We start from the raw sequence: 16021 nt of genomic DNA on the forward strand, positions 1-16021 counted from the left end.
TGCACAAGCGACGCCGGCGCCCGCCCGATCGTCCCTCCCCGACGAGGCTTTCCGGTCAGCCAGCCTTATGCCCCTTCCGAGTAGTAGATCGCCGCCTGCACGCGACTCTTGAGGCCCAGTTTGTTGAGCACCCGGCTGACGTGCGTCTTCGTCGTGGCCTCCGCCATGTCGAGCTCTCTGGCGATCTCGGCGTTGGACAGGCCCCGCCCGACGCAGGCCAGCACCTCCCGCTCCCGCGGCGTCAGAATCTCCGGGCCGGGGCGCGGCTCCCTGCGCGGCGCCTGATCCGCGAAAGCGGCGATCAGCCTCCGCGTGACACCGGGCGAGATGAGCCCGTCGCCCCGCGCCACCAGCCGGACCGCCTCGACCAGCGCGTCGGCGTCGGTGTTCTTCAACAGGAAGCCGGCGGCCCCGGCCCGCAGCGCCCCGAAAACGTAGTCGTCCACATCGAACGTCGTCAGGATCAGCACATCACACACCCCCGACAGTTCCCTGGCGGCGGAGATGCCGTCGAGCCTCGGCATGCGCACGTCCATCAACACCACATGCGGCCGCAACTCCCGGGCCATCGCCACGGCCTGCTCCCCGTCGGCCGCCTCACCGACCACCTCGATGTCGTCCACACCGTCGAGGATCAGCACGATCCCGGCCCTGACCGCCGCGTGATCGTCGGCCACCAGCACCCTGATGCTCACCCGCGCACCTCCACCACGTCACCCCTTCTCACGACTTTTCACCAGGAGCCGCGGGAAGCACCGCGGCCACCCGCCATCCGTCTCCCCGAGGACCCGCCTCGAAGGAGCCCTCGACCAGGGATGCCCGCTCCCGCATCCCGATCAGCCCCGCCCCGGCCCCCGGCAGCCGCGCGTCGCTCCCCTGGACCGCGTTGACGACCGTCAACGACACCTGCTCGGGACCGTAGGACACGACGACCTCCACCAGCGGGTCGCCGTGCTTGAGCGCGTTGGTCAGCGCCTCCTGCAGGATGCGGTAGCCGGCCAGATCGACGGCCGCAGGGATCTCGCGCGGCTCGCCCTCGACCCGGAACTCCGCCTCCATGCCCGCCCGCCTGGCCCTGTCGACCAGGCTCTCCGCGTCGGCCAGCCGCGGCCGGGTCGCCTCTTCCGCCTCATCGCCCTCCTGTCGCAGCAGCCCGATCATCGCCCGCATCTCGGCCATGCCCTTCAGGCTGTTCTCGCGTACGGACTCCATGATCTTCTGCACCGTCGCCCGATCGAGGTCCTTGCGCGAGAGCGCGGCCGTGGACTGGATGGCGATGGCGCTGAAATGGTTGGCGATCATGTCGTGCAGCTCGCGAGCCATCCGGGTGCGCTCGGCCGCCACCGCCGCCTGCCGATCGAGCTCGGCCAGACGCGCCACCTGCTCGGCCCGTTCCCGCTCGGCCGCCGCCCGATCCCGCTGCTCGCGCAGCACCATCGCCGTGAGGACCGGAGTCACCAGCACGAGCCCCGCCTGGATGCCCATGACGGCCGGCACGAGCCAGTCACCCTCGACGAACCCCGTCACCGCCCCCACGACCACCGCCAGCACCGAGCTGACGCCGAGCAGCCACCGGGCCAGCCTGACCGGCCCGTAGAGCGCCGCGGCGTACAGGTTGTCGGTGAAGACGAGAATGGTGCCCAGCGACGGACCCACCGCCACGTCGAGGGCGATCCCCACCGTCCCCAGCCCCAGGCACAGCAGCGGCGCCCGCCGCCGCACCAGAACCGCGGCACAGGTCAACGCCAGCGGCCCGGCGAGCCACCATTCGGGCAGGCCACGCTGGAAGTGCGCCCCGCCCGCGATCAGCACCAGGCCCGTCGCGAACGCGAGCCCGGCACCCAACGCCACCCGTTTCATGTCCTCATCCCACCACCCTCCGGACCCGGTTCCCTCCTGCTGCGCGACCGCCTGTGGATACACCCTTCGATGTATCCACAGTCTCGTTTTCACTGACGATGTGCCGGCCCGCCCCCGGCCGGAGACTGGAACACGTGATTGTCGCCATCATCATCGGCTGCGAGATCGGCTTCTGGATTTTGCTGGCCCTCGGGCTGGCCTCCCGCTACCTCTGGCACCGCCGCACGCTGAGCACCGCCCTCCTGCTCGCCGTCCCCCTCCTGGACGTGATCCTCCTGGCGGCGGCCGTCATCGACATGCGCGGCGGCGCCACGGGCGACGTCCGCCACGGGCTGGCGGCGGCGTACCTCGCCTATTCCATCGTCTTCGGCCACCGCACCATCCGCTGGGCCGACGCCACCTTCCACCACCGCTTCGCCGGCGGCCCCCCACCCTGGAAACCGCCCGCCGGGGGTATGGCGAGAGCCCGGTACGAATGGGCGCTGTGGCTGCGCATCGTCCTGGCGTACGGGATCGCCTGCGTCGTGCTGCTCGGCCTGGTGTGGCTCGTCGACGACCCGGCGCGTACGGAGGGCCTGGTCGCTTTCATGGAAGGGCTGTTCAAGATACCGCTGATCGCCGTACTCTGGCCGCTCAGCTACACGCTGTGGCCCCGCAAGGTGGAGTCGGCGAGCTCATGATTGCGGCATGTGGTTCGAGGCACTCCCAAGGACCCGCTATGCTGGTCTAGCAACAAGCGGCCGTAGCTCAATGGATAGAGCATCTGACTACGGATCAGAAGGTTACGGGTTCGACTCCTGTCGGCCGCGCACAGTTGAAAGGCCCGCCACCAGGGACATCCTGGAGCGGGCCTTCGTGTTTGTCAGGACAACCTCGCGATCTTGCTAACAGGGTTGCTAACACCACGCTCTCTGGTCGTTGATCGCTTTGGCGAAGACCTCCGCGGCCGACGCTTCCGCCGCGCGGATCACGTGGGCGTAGACCCTCAGGGTGATCGACGGGTCAGCGTGGCCGAGGCGGGCGGCAACGACGTGGACCGGCACACCGGCCAGGAGAAGCGTGGTCGCGTGGATGTGCCTCAGATCGTGGAGCCGGGCATGCGGTAGCGGGTGGTCCGGGTAGGTCTCGTTGTAGCGCTTGATCAGGATCGGGAACAGCGAGCTGAGCGTGTCCGGGTGGACGGGTTCACCCCAGCCGGTCGTGAACACGTAGTCGCCACCGCCTCGCCACTCAGGGCCGACTTTGAGCTTGTCGGCGGCCTGCATCTTGTGCTGGTTGCGCAGGACGGTGATGGTGCCGTCGTCGAGACTGACAATGCGCTTCCTGCCGCTCTTGGTGGTCCCCTCGACACGCGCGCCGTCGATGAAGGACGCCGAGCCTCTGATGACCAGCTCCTTGGCGTCGAGGTCCACGTCCGACCACCGGAGGTGGAGGAGCTCGCCACGCCGTGCACCGGTGTAGGCCGCCAGGTGGAAGAAGGGCCAGAGGCGATGATCACGAGCGTAACGGAGGAATGCCTTGAGCTGGTCCGTGGTCCAGACGGTGCCCGGTTCCCTGATCTCGCGGCGGGGACGCTTGGCTTTCTCGACCGGGCTGGACGACAGCAACTCGTCAACGTTCACCGCGTCGCGGAAGGCCTTCCGGAGAATGGCGTGGACGTAGTCGACCGTCCGTGAGGAGAGGGGCCGGCCGTTCTTCCCACCGCCGGCCATGAGGTCCCGGTACAGCTTGGTAATCGTGGACGCCCTGACGGCCTGCAAGCGCAGGGGGCCGATGTTGGGCTTGATGTACCGGTTGATCATGTGCCGGTAGTCGGCGAGCGTCTTGGGCTTGATCTCGACTGCGTGGGCCTCAATCCACTCGTCGAGGTACTCGCGGACGGTGATCGTGTTGCGGTCGACATACTCGCCGCGCCGGGCTTTGACCCGCGCTTCATCGCGGGCAGCCTTGGCGTCGTCCTCGGTGGCGAACCCGCTCACCCACTTCGGCTTGCTCTCTCCCGTCTCGGGGTCTCGGACTCTGATCACGTATGACCAGGTGGTGCCGCGCTTCATGACGCCGTCGCGCAGTTTGGGTGCCTTCTTCTTGCGGGGTTGCTCGTCTGGTGTGCCGGCGAGGGTCTTGGTCATATGGCGGCCTCCTTCCTGGTCAGGCGGGTGATGTAGTCGGTGAGCGCGGAGACGGGGATGCGGCGGGAGCCGTCGATGCGGATGGAGGTGACGGCGCCGGTGGCGAGTAGTTGGTAGAGCTTGCTGCGCGAGATGGACAGGGCTTCGGCGGCCTCAGGGACCGTGAGGAGCAGCCGGGTCATGGGCGGCTCCCAAGGTCGTGTTGGGACGTCGGCAGCGGTGTCTCGGTGAGGGCGGCGGCGAGGAGGTGGTCGCCGGGGGAGTGGCCCTTGCCTGCGTACTGCCATTCGCTGATGACGAGGACGGTGTCTTCGTCGAAGAGGGGGAGGCGGCCGGTGGTGATGTTGGTGTTGCGGGCGTGGTGTTCTCGGTCGGCGCGGATGTCGCTGAGGGTGGTGGAGTAGTGGCGGGATCGGGTGGAGAAGTGGCCGCGGAAGCCGAGCATGTGGGCCCAGTCGGTGAGGCGGAGTTCGGCCAGTTCGGGTTGGGTGCCGAGGTGTAGGCAGGTGGTGATGAGGCGGCGGGCGTGGTCGCGCAGGTTGTAGGCGGTCAGGTCGTCGAGGGGGTTGATGCGGTGGTCGAGGGTGCCGACGCATTCGGCGGCTTTGGTGGCGTACTTGGCGATGTAGCCAGCGACGGCTTGTTCGGTGAGGGCGCCGTTCAGGGTGATGGGGCGGATGTCGAGCTGGTCGCCCCAGCGCAGGGCCCGCTCTGGCTGGTCGGCGTGGGCGGGTGCGGTGGCGGAGACAGCTTGGGCGGCGTGGTGGATGGCTTGGGTCAGGGTGTCTGTGGTGGCCCAGGTCGGTGGTGGTGCGGTGGGTCCGCCGGGGCCGTCGAGGCGGATGACGGCGTGGAAGTGGACGACGCCGCGCCGCTGGTATTCGGCGACCTTGGCGAAGGAGAGGGTCAGGTGGTGGCGCAGCTCCTTGAGGGCCAGGCCGCCGGCCTTGGCGAGGGCGCGGCGTAGGGAGTCGGCGAAGCGCTTCCACAGCAGCGGGGCCAGGGCGTTGAACAGGACGCTGCCGGTGTAGTCGTAGCAGTCCGGGCAGAGCGGTTCGCCCAGGCGTGGGTCGTCTTTGCTGTGCCGGGTGGTGCAGGACATGACGCGGCCGTGCGGGCAGGTGGTGGCGTTGCGGCGGGCGTGGCAGGGGTGCACCTTGCCGCCATGCTCGCGGCGGGTGTGGACCGGGCCGAAGGACGGGGCGGTCAGGGTGACGAACAGGGTCGGGTGGCTGGTGACGGTGTCGGGGACGCCTTTGCCGCCGATGAGGCCGGCGCGGATGAGGTGGTAGGTGTCGGCGCGGTAGGTCTGGGCGCAGGCGGGGCAGCGGGTGGCGCGGCGGGTCTTGCACGGGACGCGTAGGACGCCGTCGGGTTCGCTGCGGGTGGTGTAGCGGTGCAGGAGTCTGCCGGTGGCTTGGTCGTAGTGGTCGACCTTGCCGCGGAGGTGGATGGGCTGGCGGCAGCCGCCGGTGTGGCGGACCTGGTTCGCCCAGCGGTCGTAGTCGGGCCGGTTGAGGCGCTTGATCATGCCGGTGATGGCGTGCGCGTTGGCGTGGGTTGCAGGCAAGATGGAGACCTCCTCTCACTCGTTCGGGTGATGGGGATGGCCCCCGACCTGGCAGTCGTCTTGGCGGATGTGCGGGCCAGGCCGGGGGCGCTGCGCGTTACGCGCCGTGGTTGTCGATGCCGGTGCCGTCGCAGTCGGAGCACCGGGCGTCGTCCGGGTCGATGCCGGTGCCGTTACAGGTGCAACAGCGGTAGTGGATCACCGGCAGGGTTTCGGGCACGGGCCTAGCTCCTTTCGCGTGGGCGGGTGGTCAGGTAGACGCGCCAGTGGTGCGGGTGGGCGCGGTCGGGGTAGGCGCGTGAGACGGCCTGGACGGTGAAGTGCAGGCGTAGGCGGAACAGGGCGTCGATGATTTCGGCTCGGGTGCCGTCAAGGCGGATGCGCATGCGTCGTTCTCCTGGTCAGGTGGCGGGCATCGGGTCGGGCTGGATGCAGCCGCGGTAGCTGATTTCGGCGTCGTAGCGGGCGCGGGCGGCGGCCAGGATGGCGACGGCGCGGTATTCGATCGGGCCGAACATGCGCGAGGTGGCGTAGTGACCGTGCAAGGCGTCCTCGTGGTTGGTGTCCGTGCCGAGGAGGGCGGCGAGCCGGTCGATCTCGGCGCGCTGGGCGGCGTCGCCGTCCTGGCGGGGGAAGTGGTGGACGGTGACGCTGGGCGGGACGGGTAGGTCGGGGTGGGTTTCGAGGAAGGCGGCCAGGTCAAGCAGGCCGTTGATGAGGGCGGTGCGGTGGTCATGGGTCATTGGTCGGGTTCTCCCTTCTCAGACGGTGCGCAGGGTGCGCAGCAGGTCGGAGGCGAGTTGGTTGGACACGCCGAGGTGGGCGCGTAGGGCGTCGCGGGTGATGGGTCGGCCGTGTTTGGCGTGGTGGTCGTCGGCGACGCGGCGGGCGTAATCGACGAGGGCGGGGGCGAGGTCGCCGTCCCGCCCGTCTTGGTCGTCGTCCTCGTCCTGGGCGGGGTGCGGGACGAGTCGCGGGTCCGGGGACGGGGTCAGGACGGTCGAGGACGACGCGGCCGGAGCTTCGGGTCGGGCTTGGGTAGTGCGGCGTTCGAGCATCGAGATGGCGATGAGGAATGCGGCGGCCGGGGTGGCGGCGGTGATCCAGCCCCAGACGGTCGGTGTGGCTTGGGCGAGGTTGGCGGCCAGGGACAAAGCGATGCCGCCGCTCAGGACGAGGACGGGCCAGGAGACGGGGCCCCGCCGGCCCTTGCCAGTTCGCTTGTCGCGTTGGCGTTCACGGGCGGCCATGACGCAGGTCAGGTCGATGCAGACGGCGACGGCCCAGGACATCCAGCCGGTCTGGCCGTGCTGGGTGGCGGTGTCGCGGATGTGGGTGAACGATCCGGCACCCGCGATGGCGGCCAGGACGAGGACCGGGCCGGTGTCGAGCAGTCGGCAGGCGAAGCGTCGCATCGTTCCTCCCTTCATGGTTCAGGCGGTGACGGGCTGAGGTAGGTGGGTGGTGATCTCGTCCCAGGCGGGGGTGAGGTGGGCGTGGGTGCGGGCGGCGTGTTCGGCGGTGGCTTCGGTGACGTAGAAGGATCGGGCGCGGTACCACTGGCCGTCCTGTCCGGCGACGATCGCGACGCCGGGCGTCTCAGCGGCGATAGCCCGTGCGGAGATGAGCGCGGCGGGGTCGAGGTCGCCGAGCGTCATGGTCGCGGTTTCGGGGTCATTGACGCGGTGGCAGATCCGGCCCGAGCACTGTGCGCGCAGGGCGGTGACGCCGGGGCCGAGGTCGGAGCCGATGCGCTGGCCGCAGCAGAACAGGTAGATGCCGAATGCCCGCCCGAGCTGGGCGACCCGCAGGAGCGCGGTTGAGGTTTTGGCGATCTCTTCTTTCTCGGACTTGTCGGCCATCAGGTACAGCTCGGCGAGCTCGTCGACCAGGACGACGACCGGGACGGGGCGGATGGCGGGCGGGAGTTGCCAGATGTTGCGGGCACTGGCCTGGCGGCACAGCCCCATGCGGTCGATCATTAGGCCGACCAGGTCGCACAGCAGGTCGACCGACTCCGTCCGCGAGGTGGCCAGAGCCGACAGCCGAGGCGCGTACGGGGTGAACTCGACGCCGCCTTTGAGGTCGAAGCCGACCAGCGCCACCGGTTGCGGCGCGAGACCGACAATCAAGGCGTTGGCCAGGTTCGACTTGCCGGACTGGGTCGCTCCCGCGTTGATCCAGTGCGGCACCGTACGGAAGTCGATCACCCACGGCTGTCCGGTCTCTAGCCGTCCCACGGTGACCTTGAGCAGGTCAGTGGAGGGTGGGAGGTGGTCGACGGTGACGAGCGGGTCGCGCATGGTGGCCATGAGGACGACGCGGCCGGGCCGGGGTGAGGAGACGCGTACGGCGTGCACGCCCCAGGAGTGGGCGAGGCGTTCGGCGGCGTCGGCGTAGTCGCCGGGGGTCTGGCCTTCGAGGGTGTGCAGGGTGACGCGCCAGCCGTGCCGGGTCGGCAGCGGTAGCCACATGAACGGTTTGGTGTCGACGGCGACCCGTTGGAAGCGGCGGCGTACCTTGACCAGGCCGGTGGAGGCGATCGCGCCGGGGACGGTGGTGAACCACCAGCACTGGCGCTTCTTGGTCAGCCCACAGCCGAGCGCTACCCGCCGCCAGGACACTCGTACGGACAGGGCGATGAGCGGGAAGCCGACCGCCAGCCAGAACGAGCGGTAGTGGTAGCGGCGCCAGGCCCACAGCCCGGCCGCGACAGCGACCAGGACTGCGGGGACTGCGAGCACTTCGAGCACTTCGAGCGCGTCACGCATCGGCGGCCTCCCGCAGGGGGAGCAGGGCGTTGGCGCGGTAGGCGATGCCCCATCGGCCGGCGATCTCCCAGACGTAGCCGAGCAGGCCGACGGCGTTGATCTGGTCGCCGACGGTGATGGGTGGTTCGCCGGTGATGCCGATCTTGACGAGTTCGATGCGGCCGAACTCGTCCTCGACGGAGACGGTGACTTCGTAGACGGTGTTGCCGTTCTTGTCGGTCTTGATCTCGCCGGTGTCGCGGTTGAGCACGCGCGGGCGTGGGGCTTTGACGCAGGTGATGGCGAGTTTGCTGACATCCACGGGGATCGGGACGGAACGCATGGGCGGAGACCTCCTCTTTCGTCGTGAGCAACATAGTTAACCTAGTTGGCTCGGTTGTCAATGTTCCCTCGGTTGGCCAGGTCGAACATCCGTGGTGAGATAGAAGGGCGATGGTCAAAAACACCGGACGCCCCGGCTACCTTCAGATCGCCGACGACCTGCGCGCGCAGATCCGCGGCGGGTCTCTTGCGCCCGGCGCTCCGCTGCCGTCCACGGCCAAGCTCGCCGAGCAGTACGACGCCTCTTTGTCGGTGGTGAAGCTCGCGGTCGGCGTCCTGCGCACCGAGGGCCTGGTGATCGGCCAGCAGGGCAAGGGCGTGTTCGTCCGCGACACCACCGAGCAACCCCCGCCGGCCGGCGGCGGCGACACCGCCGGCGAGGTGGCCGAGCTGCGCGCCGCCGTCCAGGACCTGTCGCTGCGGCTGGCCAAGGTGGAGGAGCAGTTGGCTACGTCCACGACACGCCGCCCCGGGCGTAGCAGCCGGTGACCTTGCGGGCCAGCGACGCCGCCGCCCCGTCCGGTGCCTGACGCAGGCTGAGGCGCTTGTCCTCCCGGCGGATGCCGACCAGCACCGTCACGTACCCTGCGAGCAGCGCGACGCCGAGCACTCCGGCGACGATCAGCGGAATCGCGGTCATGACCAGGTCACCCCCGCCTGCGCCAGCCCGCGAGGGGCACGCGGAGGACGCCGGTTGTCGTTGCGACGCCGGTTGCGCCGGTTGCGGGCCCGTTCCTTGCGCGCCCACCGGTTGCGGGCCAGGCACTTGGAGCATCGGACCTGGCCGTGTCCCAGGGCGTTGCCGCACTCGCACGAGGGCGTCTCGCCCGGGATGGTGATCTCGTTGTTCATGGCTGCATCCCCTCCTTCGGTTGGTGCCGTTGTGGCGTTGTGCAACCGAGGATGCGACGCAACGTCAGGACGAGATCACTACACGACGGGACATGTTCAAGACGTCCGGCCTACGATGGCCAGGTCCCCGGACGTCCTTGGGAGCAGGTGAGATGGCGAACGAACGGCTACGCGCGGCCCTGCTGCAAAAGGGCGTGAGCGTCGCGGACCTGGCCGAGGCGATCGAGGTCGACCCCAAGACCGTCGAACGGTGGATCACCAAGGGACGCGAGCCGTACCGTAAACACCGCTTCGCCACCGCTTCCTACCTGGGTGTGGACGAGACCTACCTGTGGCCGCAAGCCCTCTCCCGTGAACAGGTCGTCGCCGCCTCCGAAAGCGAAGTCCTGGCGATCTACCCGCACCGCTGGGCCGTGCCCCGGGACGCGTGGGGACGTCTGTTCACCGCCGCGTCCGACGACATCGGCGTCCTGGTCTACAGCGGCTTGTTCCTCGCCGACGACGCCGCCATGGTCCGCCTGCTCGGAGAGAAAGCACGGGCGGGGGTGCGGGTGCGGATCCTGCTCGGCGACCCCGACTGCGCCCAAGTCGCCCAGCGCGGAGCAGACGAGGGCGTCGGAGACAGCATGGCCGCACAGATCCGCAGCGTCCTGGTCTTCTACCGGCCATTGCTCGGCCTGGACAACTTCGAGATCCGGCTGCACCAAACGATCCTCTACAACTCGATCTACCAAGCCGACGACGACTACCTGGTCAACATGCACGTGTACGGCACCCGCGCCGGCAACGCCCCCGTCCTACATCTGCGCAGAGTGGCCGGCGGCGAGATGGTCACCACCTACGCCGACAGCTTCGAAAAGATCTGGGCCGGAGCCGTCCCCGTGGAGGCGTGAACGTGGCCAAACGCATCGACTTCTACGACGACCCCGACGCACCCGAGCCGAACAGCCTGGTCCCGTCCGTCAACGTCATCGTCACCAACCCGGCCGGAGACGTGCTGATGATCCGCCGGACCGACAACGACAACTGGGCCGTGCCCGGAGGAGCGATCGACCTGGGAGAGTCCATCCCGGAGGCGGCCGTCCGCGAGACGTTGGAGGAGACCGGGATCACGTGTGAGATCACCGGCCTGGTCGGCACCTACAGCGACCCCCGCCACGTCATCCTCTACACCAGCAACGGCGAGGCCCGCCAAGAGTTCTCCATCGTCCTGACCGCCCGCGCCACCGGCGGCCAGCCGACCCCGAGCGAGGAGTCCCGAGAAGTCCACTGGGTGCCCCGCGCCGAGGTCACGTCGCTGCCGATGGACCGGTCGATGCGGATGCGGATCGAGCACTACCTAGCCGGCGTCGGCCTGCCGCACATCGGATAGCGCGGCCTCCACCGACCGCACCGACGACACGATGCACGGCGTCGCGTCGGTGATCGACCGGCTCACCACATGCTCAGGCCCGTACCGGGCGTGGATCTCGGCCAGCCGGTCGAGCACATCCAGGTGCCGGCCATCCGGATCGGTGGTCATGTCGCAGTACGTCAGCGCCCGCGCCAGGTCCGGCCGTTCCTGGTCGAACTCCTGGGCCAGCACGTCGAACAGGTCCCGCTGCCGAGCCTCGTTGTCCGCACACGAGTGGTACGCGACCAGGCGGCACAACCGCTCATCCGCCCCGGCCACGTCACGCAGGTAACGGGCGCCGTCGAGCTGATGCATGCCAGTGTCGACCAGGTCCGGCGCGTACCCGATGTCATGCAACAGACAAGCCGCCAGCAACGTGTCAGCGTCCGCACCGAGAATCGAGGCCAGGGAGTCGGCCTGCTCGGCAACCCCCTGCGTGTGCGCCCACCGCCGGGGCAACGTCGTAGCCAGCAGGTCCTTGGCCAGGCCATATGCCCATTCGCTATGTCCCACGGGGCTCACGATAGGCATCCGGGACATAAGCGGAGCAGAGGGCAAGGCTGGACGTCCTGGGACGTCCTTCTTCACTGGCGTTCCCTACCGGACGAACCGCCCCCGGCCATGCTCCACCACCACAAGCCCTTCGACCTCCAGCACGGCCAGCGCCTGCCGCACAGTAGTCCGCGACACCCCGAACTGCCGCTGCAACTCCGTCTCACTGGGCAGCGCCGCACCGGGCGCGAGATCCCCGCGCTCGATCTGCGTACGCAACCGCGCGGCGATCACCTGATACCGGTATGAGGCGGCCGGGCCGTCCCCGAGCACTATCCGCCCTTTGGACGGGACCGTGGTCAGCAAGCCCTCCTCCTCCAGGAGGGCCAGGCCACGCCGTACCGTGTTCCGCGCCACCCCGAACACCCGGCACAGCTCCGCCTCCGACGGCAGCACCTCACCCGGCGCGAACTCACCCGCCCGGATCCGCTCCCGCAGCCGATCAGCGACCTGGGTATAGACCCGCCCGCCGGTCAGCCACCGCCCCGTCGCCACCAGGTCAGCCGCGGTAGGCATCAAGCATCTTGTTCAAGTCGACGCTCAGGTCACCCTGCTCGCCCTCACGCCACCCCTTGCGCGCGGCCTGCTCGATCCGATCCACCGCAGGGGCCATCTGCAAGAACGAGACCCGCTCGTCTTGCTGATCGCCCCAGTAGAACCAGCAGAACGGCAGATGCACGAACACCCGCCGCATCCGGCACCGACTGTCGGTCACGTCCAAGGCCGGCCGCCCATCCTGCGTGATCACCAGCACATGCGTGACACCCCGCACGGCCAACTGCTCGCCCAACGCGACCAGCAGCCGCTCCGCGTAGATGCGTTGCTGCTCCCTGATGGACTTGCTCGTCTGCACCCTGTGCCTCCCTGACGTCCTGTGTGGTTCCTCGTGTGCGTCGAGGTTCGCCCCGCAGCCGGGGGCAGGAACACCACAACTTAGGGACGTCTAGGGACGTCTGATGCTAACGTCGCAGAGCAGGGTCGTTCTGCGAGAGGAGCAGACCGGTCATGAACAACAACCTCCGCTACGCACTGGCCGCCGCCCGGCTCAACACCACCGACGTCGCCGCCGCCCTCGCCGTCGACCCCAAAACCGTCACCCGATGGCTCAACGGCCGCACCCCCTACCCCCGCCACCGCTGGGCCATCGCCGACCTCCTCCACGTCGACGAAGCCGACCTCTGGCCCGAAACAGCACCACGCCCCCAAGCACTCGCCAACGGCATCCAAGCGATCTACCCCCACCGCTGGGCCGTCCCCCAGACCGTGTGGCGCAACCACTTCGACCAGGCGCGCGAGGAGATCGACATCCTCGCCTACAGCGCCCTGTTCCTCGCCGAAGACTCAGCCGTCCTCAACACCCTCATCAAGCGAGCCGAGGCCGGCGTCAAAGTGCGCATCCTCCTGGGCGACCCCGACGGGCCAGAAGTCGCCGCACGAGGAAACGACGAGGGCATCGGGGCCGAAGTGATGACAGCCCGGATCAAGAACGCCCTGATGCTGTACCAGCCACTTGTGAACGTCGACGGCGTGGAGATCCGGCTACATCGCACAGTCCTCTACAACTCCATCTACCGCACCGACAACGAACTGCTCGTCAACGCCCACGCCTACGGCACACCAGCAGCCAACGCCCCGGTCATGCACCTCACCCGCACCGACGACTCAGGGCCCGCAACCACCTACATCACCAGCTTCAACCACATCTGGAACGGCGCCCAGCCTCACGGCAAGTAGTTCATACCTCAAGCGACACAGCTACGGTCCGGCCAGAAAGCAACTTCTCTCCACGTCATCAAGGGCAGTCCGCCTGCGGCGACCTGCCCTGCGTCGTGTGGCATCTGGCCGCGCTGCGGCTCTTCGGCCGGTCGCGGCCAGAGCCACCGACGCAACCAGTAGCGCAGTCGCCACAGAGTGGACATCCAGGCCAAAAAAGGACCTTACAGTCCGACGCCGTCGCCGACGGTCTGTCCATAAGGCTTGTGGCTTAGTAGGATTACAGCCCCACACTTCGAGGAGAATCAGCAGCACATGACTCCCGAGAGCAACCATGTAGTCGCGGTATTGCGGGAGGTAGATAACGCCGCAAGAAAGCGCCTAGCCCCGACCAGCGCCTACCTGCTAGACATGCCTTTGATTGAGGCATTGATGACGGAGCCGTTCGACAAGCAGGACACCCTTGGGAGGCTGATGCAGCATGCGGATAACGATTGACGCAAAGCCGCGAAGAGGGCTCAGGGTTATTCAGGAGATACCGAACATCCCACTTTGCCGCATTGAAGGCTACAACGGCATGGGAAAAACAAGCGCGATAAAGTTGTTGCAACTATGTGTTGGAGATCAGCCGTTTGCCGGGCAAGAAGCGGCATGGCAGACTTTCAGAGATCAGCTATCTGATACAAGCATCAGAATTACAGACTTGAAGGGCGCCAGCTCTGTAGAGTGGGAGATTAACCCGTCTCAATGGCCCGTCACGCCGGAACCCCTAGGAAACTCTGTGGGGCGGATATCGATTGACGGTAGTTCTAGAGATATAATGCACGTCCGCGAACTGCTCGAAATACACCACATCCGAGCGGACGAAACCATCTCTAACATACTTGCCAAGTATGCTGAGAAGTCACGCGACCACCTGAGGGGCTGGCTTGATACGCATGGCACGCCGAGGCAAGTAGAACTCGACAATGCTCTCACCTACATACAGGACCTGATTACAGCTGCGTCTCCTGCACAACTTCCTCTGGAGATTCATAAGGCAGACGCTGCCCGTGCGGAAGCGGCAGCAGTGAACCAGCAACTAGTAGCGCTAACCGAACAGGTGGAACTACTAAAGAAGGCTGTGGCTGTCTCTGAGAAGCTCGACCAAGTCCGCGGGCGCGGACCAGAACTTGATGAGAAGTTGGCAGAGCTCGATCGAGCGCGACGTGAACTTATAGAGCAAAAGGCACGCCTCGACGAGGAAATTAAGCATGCCAGCGAGCGTCAGCAAAGAGATACCGAGGCAGAGAAGGAGTTTAGCCTAGCTCAGAAGCATTTCGCGCGCCAGGAGACTAAGGTTGTAGAAGCAGAAACCGAGCTGCGTATCGCGTGCGAAGGCGCCGGCATTGCGGCATCGAAGCCATCAATTGAACAGGCTCGAAAGGCCGCGGCCAAGCGCCTCAAGGATTTGGTGGCGTTGCAGCCCCAAGTGAACGCTACACCCCTCCTTATAAATCTTCTCCGAGACTTGTTGTCACCACTTCATCAGGCTGAGCAGGGCGACCTTGGAGAGCAGACTCTGCTTGAGGAACTGGGGGCCCAAACCCACATTACTGTGACAACGCTGCGCGAGGCGGTGGCGCGCCAGCTCGAAGCCTTTGAACAGCAGCGGCCTACCTCAAGTGCTGAGGAGCTTGCAGTCAGCATCGATATGGCGAGAGCCAAACTCACAAAACTCGTCGATCTTGATGCTCTAGTGCAGAAAGTCGACACCGCACGTGACACAAAGAAGCGAGCATCCGAGCGTCTCAGCACCGCAGCGGCAAACCTACCTCCGACCACCGCACGGGCTCTAAATGACCTGCTCACCCAGCGTAATAACATAGATGATAGGGCCACCACACTACAAGGGCAGCATGCACGTTTGCAGCAGGCGAGGGAGCTCCTCGGCGGCGGCCAATCAGAAGATGCACTACTAGCAGAACTCCTGCGCCTTTGCGCATCGGCGGAAGTGGAGGCATCCCGTGTACGCCGCCGCCTGCAGGAAAAAGCTGAAGATCTAGATCGCGTCACCAAACGGCATGCCCTTGCCGAACAAGCGGCAACCCGTGCAACCAGAGTGGCTTCTGAACGTCTGATCCAAATTCACAGCGTTATCAAAGAACTTTCTCAGGCGGAGAACTCATGGATCCGCCGGATTTCACCTGGCATTGATGGACTTGAGAGGGCTACTCCACAAGTACAGGTGCAGGAACTGCAGAACATTCTTTCTGCGACAGAGTCGGCGCGTAATAGACTTGAACTCGCCATCAGTTCGGTGCAGGGTATAGCAGGAGCACTGAACAGGACGGTTGACCTTTTGGAGAAACAGGAGGGAACAACCGGAACATGGAATGACTCAGTACGCCTATGGCTGGGTGAAGAAGTACGTAGGTGGTTCGACAACGACAACGTTAAACAGGCACTCTTTGAATCTGGCAGCAGCATCTTCCTGGACCCGCTGACGATGATCGTATCGTGGAAAAATGGAGACGGTGCGGATCAGCGGCGACCCCTAGCCGCATTCTCTAGTGGCCAGCAAGCACTCGCCTTCACACGTGCACGAATGGCGCAGCTAGATCGAGAGCCTCCCCGGGCTTCCAATAGGCTAATCGCCCTAGATGAATTCGGATCAGTCATCGACAGGGACGCAATGGCGTACCTGGCGAAATATCTTACTGAACGGAGCGTTGGGAAGCCTAGCGAGCAAGTTGTGGTTATCCTGCCGCTTCGTGAAGGCACACTGGATCACAGCCGTAAAGAAGCTCCAGAGCGTGTCAAAAGTCTAGAGCTCCGGGGATATTTCGCCGAACCTCTGCTTCTAGAACAGGCTCGATAG

At 66.5% G+C, this 16021-nt stretch carries 23 protein-coding genes and 1 tRNA gene; 8 read left to right on the plus strand and 16 right to left on the minus strand.

Annotated elements, in window-relative coordinates:
• Positions 1 to 65: 65 nt before the first annotated feature.
• Positions 66 to 695: a response regulator transcription factor gene (locus ACTWPV_RS29900; protein ID WP_347646011.1), complete on the minus strand. Its 630-nt coding sequence runs from the start codon at positions 693 to 695 to the stop codon at positions 66 to 68.
• A gap of 28 nt (positions 696 to 723) precedes the next feature.
• Entirely contained in the window at positions 724 to 1860 is a 1137-nt protein-coding gene (locus tag ACTWPV_RS29905) for a sensor histidine kinase (protein WP_443154336.1), read from the minus strand.
• Positions 1861 to 1994: 134 nt separating this feature from the next.
• On the opposite strand from ACTWPV_RS29905, the gene ACTWPV_RS29910 reads away from it, so the two are divergent.
• Positions 1995 to 2540, plus strand: coding sequence for a hypothetical protein (locus tag ACTWPV_RS29910; protein WP_443154337.1), 546 nt, complete (start codon positions 1995 to 1997; stop codon positions 2538 to 2540).
• Positions 2541 to 2596: 56 nt separating this feature from the next.
• Positions 2597 to 2669: transfer RNA gene (locus ACTWPV_RS29915), tRNA-Arg, on the plus strand.
• 87 nt (positions 2670 to 2756) lie between these two features.
• Here ACTWPV_RS29915 and ACTWPV_RS29920 read toward each other — a convergent pair.
• From ACTWPV_RS29920 to ACTWPV_RS29960, 9 genes are all read right to left on the minus strand, one after another.
• Entirely contained in the window at positions 2757 to 3989 is a 1233-nt protein-coding gene (locus ACTWPV_RS29920) for a tyrosine-type recombinase/integrase (RefSeq protein WP_443154338.1), read from the minus strand.
• The gene (locus ACTWPV_RS29925) at positions 3986 to 4171 is read right to left on the minus strand and encodes a helix-turn-helix domain-containing protein (protein ID WP_443154339.1); all 186 of its coding nucleotides are present in this window, start codon (positions 4169 to 4171) and stop codon (positions 3986 to 3988) included. Before ACTWPV_RS29925 ends, ACTWPV_RS29920 begins: the two co-directional genes overlap by 4 nt.
• Positions 4168 to 5520 (minus strand): replication initiator, encoded by a 1353-nt coding sequence (locus ACTWPV_RS29930; RefSeq protein ID WP_443154487.1) that lies wholly within the window; start codon positions 5518 to 5520, stop codon positions 4168 to 4170. Before ACTWPV_RS29930 ends, ACTWPV_RS29925 begins: the two co-directional genes overlap by 4 nt.
• A gap of 136 nt (positions 5521 to 5656) precedes the next feature.
• Positions 5657 to 5779 (minus strand): hypothetical protein, encoded by a 123-nt coding sequence (locus ACTWPV_RS29935; RefSeq protein ID WP_443154340.1) that lies wholly within the window; start codon positions 5777 to 5779, stop codon positions 5657 to 5659.
• Between the two features lie 4 nt (positions 5780 to 5783).
• On the minus strand, positions 5784 to 5945 hold the full coding sequence (locus ACTWPV_RS29940) for a hypothetical protein (protein WP_347780227.1): 162 nt from the start codon (positions 5943 to 5945) through the stop codon (positions 5784 to 5786).
• 15 nt (positions 5946 to 5960) lie between these two features.
• A complete protein-coding gene (locus ACTWPV_RS29945; protein WP_443154341.1) occupies positions 5961 to 6302 on the minus strand; it encodes a hypothetical protein in 342 nt (113 codons plus the stop codon).
• An 18-nt stretch (positions 6303 to 6320) separates the two neighbouring features.
• Complete coding sequence (locus tag ACTWPV_RS29950; RefSeq protein WP_443154342.1) at positions 6321 to 6974, minus strand: DUF2637 domain-containing protein; 654 nt, start codon at positions 6972 to 6974, stop codon at positions 6321 to 6323.
• Positions 6975 to 6992: 18 nt separating this feature from the next.
• Positions 6993 to 8330, minus strand: a complete 1338-nt coding sequence (locus ACTWPV_RS29955; RefSeq protein ID WP_443154343.1) for an FtsK/SpoIIIE domain-containing protein — start codon at positions 8328 to 8330, stop codon at positions 6993 to 6995.
• Positions 8323 to 8652: an SCO3933 family regulatory protein gene (locus ACTWPV_RS29960; RefSeq protein ID WP_443154344.1), complete on the minus strand. Its 330-nt coding sequence runs from the start codon at positions 8650 to 8652 to the stop codon at positions 8323 to 8325. Before ACTWPV_RS29960 ends, ACTWPV_RS29955 begins: the two co-directional genes overlap by 8 nt.
• A 110-nt stretch (positions 8653 to 8762) precedes the next feature.
• Here ACTWPV_RS29960 and ACTWPV_RS29965 point away from each other — a divergent pair, with 110 nt between their 5' ends.
• Complete coding sequence (locus ACTWPV_RS29965; RefSeq protein WP_443154345.1) at positions 8763 to 9140, plus strand: GntR family transcriptional regulator; 378 nt, start codon at positions 8763 to 8765, stop codon at positions 9138 to 9140.
• On the opposite strand, the gene ACTWPV_RS29970 is transcribed toward ACTWPV_RS29965, so the two are convergent.
• Positions 9100 to 9291 (minus strand): hypothetical protein, encoded by a 192-nt coding sequence (locus tag ACTWPV_RS29970; protein ID WP_443154346.1) that lies wholly within the window; start codon positions 9289 to 9291, stop codon positions 9100 to 9102. The two genes, ACTWPV_RS29965 and ACTWPV_RS29970, sit on opposite strands and share 41 nt — an antisense overlap.
• Positions 9288 to 9503, minus strand: coding sequence for a hypothetical protein (locus tag ACTWPV_RS29975; protein ID WP_443154347.1), 216 nt, complete (start codon positions 9501 to 9503; stop codon positions 9288 to 9290). The genes ACTWPV_RS29970 and ACTWPV_RS29975 overlap by 4 nt, the downstream gene beginning before the upstream one ends.
• A 152-nt stretch (positions 9504 to 9655) precedes the next feature.
• Between ACTWPV_RS29975 and ACTWPV_RS29980 the strand changes: the two genes are divergently transcribed.
• Together ACTWPV_RS29980 and ACTWPV_RS29985 are read left to right on the plus strand one after the other, a co-directional pair.
• Entirely contained in the window at positions 9656 to 10396 is a 741-nt protein-coding gene (locus ACTWPV_RS29980; protein WP_443154348.1) for an XRE family transcriptional regulator, read from the plus strand.
• Positions 10397 to 10398: 2 nt separating this feature from the next.
• The gene (locus ACTWPV_RS29985; protein ID WP_443154349.1) at positions 10399 to 10875 is read left to right on the plus strand and encodes an NUDIX hydrolase; all 477 of its coding nucleotides are present in this window, start codon (positions 10399 to 10401) and stop codon (positions 10873 to 10875) included.
• Here ACTWPV_RS29985 and ACTWPV_RS29990 read toward each other — a convergent pair.
• From ACTWPV_RS29990 to ACTWPV_RS30000, 3 genes are all read right to left on the minus strand, one after another.
• Complete coding sequence (locus ACTWPV_RS29990) at positions 10843 to 11409, minus strand: HD domain-containing protein (RefSeq protein WP_443154350.1); 567 nt, start codon at positions 11407 to 11409, stop codon at positions 10843 to 10845. The genes ACTWPV_RS29985 and ACTWPV_RS29990 overlap by 33 nt on opposite strands.
• An 84-nt stretch (positions 11410 to 11493) precedes the next feature.
• Positions 11494 to 11964 carry a GntR family transcriptional regulator gene (locus ACTWPV_RS29995; RefSeq protein WP_443154351.1) on the minus strand — a complete coding sequence of 157 codons (471 nt, stop codon included), beginning with the start codon at positions 11962 to 11964 and terminating at the stop codon, positions 11494 to 11496.
• Positions 11948 to 12301 (minus strand): hypothetical protein, encoded by a 354-nt coding sequence (locus ACTWPV_RS30000; protein ID WP_132631032.1) that lies wholly within the window; start codon positions 12299 to 12301, stop codon positions 11948 to 11950. The genes ACTWPV_RS29995 and ACTWPV_RS30000 overlap by 17 nt, the downstream gene beginning before the upstream one ends.
• Positions 12302 to 12453: 152 nt before the next feature.
• On the opposite strand from ACTWPV_RS30000, the gene ACTWPV_RS30005 reads away from it, so the two are divergent.
• From ACTWPV_RS30005 to ACTWPV_RS30015, 3 genes are all read left to right on the plus strand, one after another.
• The gene (locus ACTWPV_RS30005) at positions 12454 to 13182 is read left to right on the plus strand and encodes an XRE family transcriptional regulator (RefSeq protein WP_443154352.1); all 729 of its coding nucleotides are present in this window, start codon (positions 12454 to 12456) and stop codon (positions 13180 to 13182) included.
• Positions 13183 to 13476: 294 nt separating this feature from the next.
• Complete coding sequence (locus tag ACTWPV_RS30010; protein WP_443154353.1) at positions 13477 to 13659, plus strand: hypothetical protein; 183 nt, start codon at positions 13477 to 13479, stop codon at positions 13657 to 13659.
• Positions 13643 to 16021, plus strand: coding sequence for a hypothetical protein (locus tag ACTWPV_RS30015; RefSeq protein ID WP_443154354.1), 2379 nt, complete (start codon positions 13643 to 13645; stop codon positions 16019 to 16021). The genes ACTWPV_RS30010 and ACTWPV_RS30015 overlap by 17 nt, the downstream gene beginning before the upstream one ends.

The sequence above is a fragment of the Nonomuraea sp. KM88 genome, assembly GCF_052245635.1.
Taxonomy (GTDB): domain Bacteria; phylum Actinomycetota; class Actinomycetes; order Streptosporangiales; family Streptosporangiaceae; genus Nonomuraea.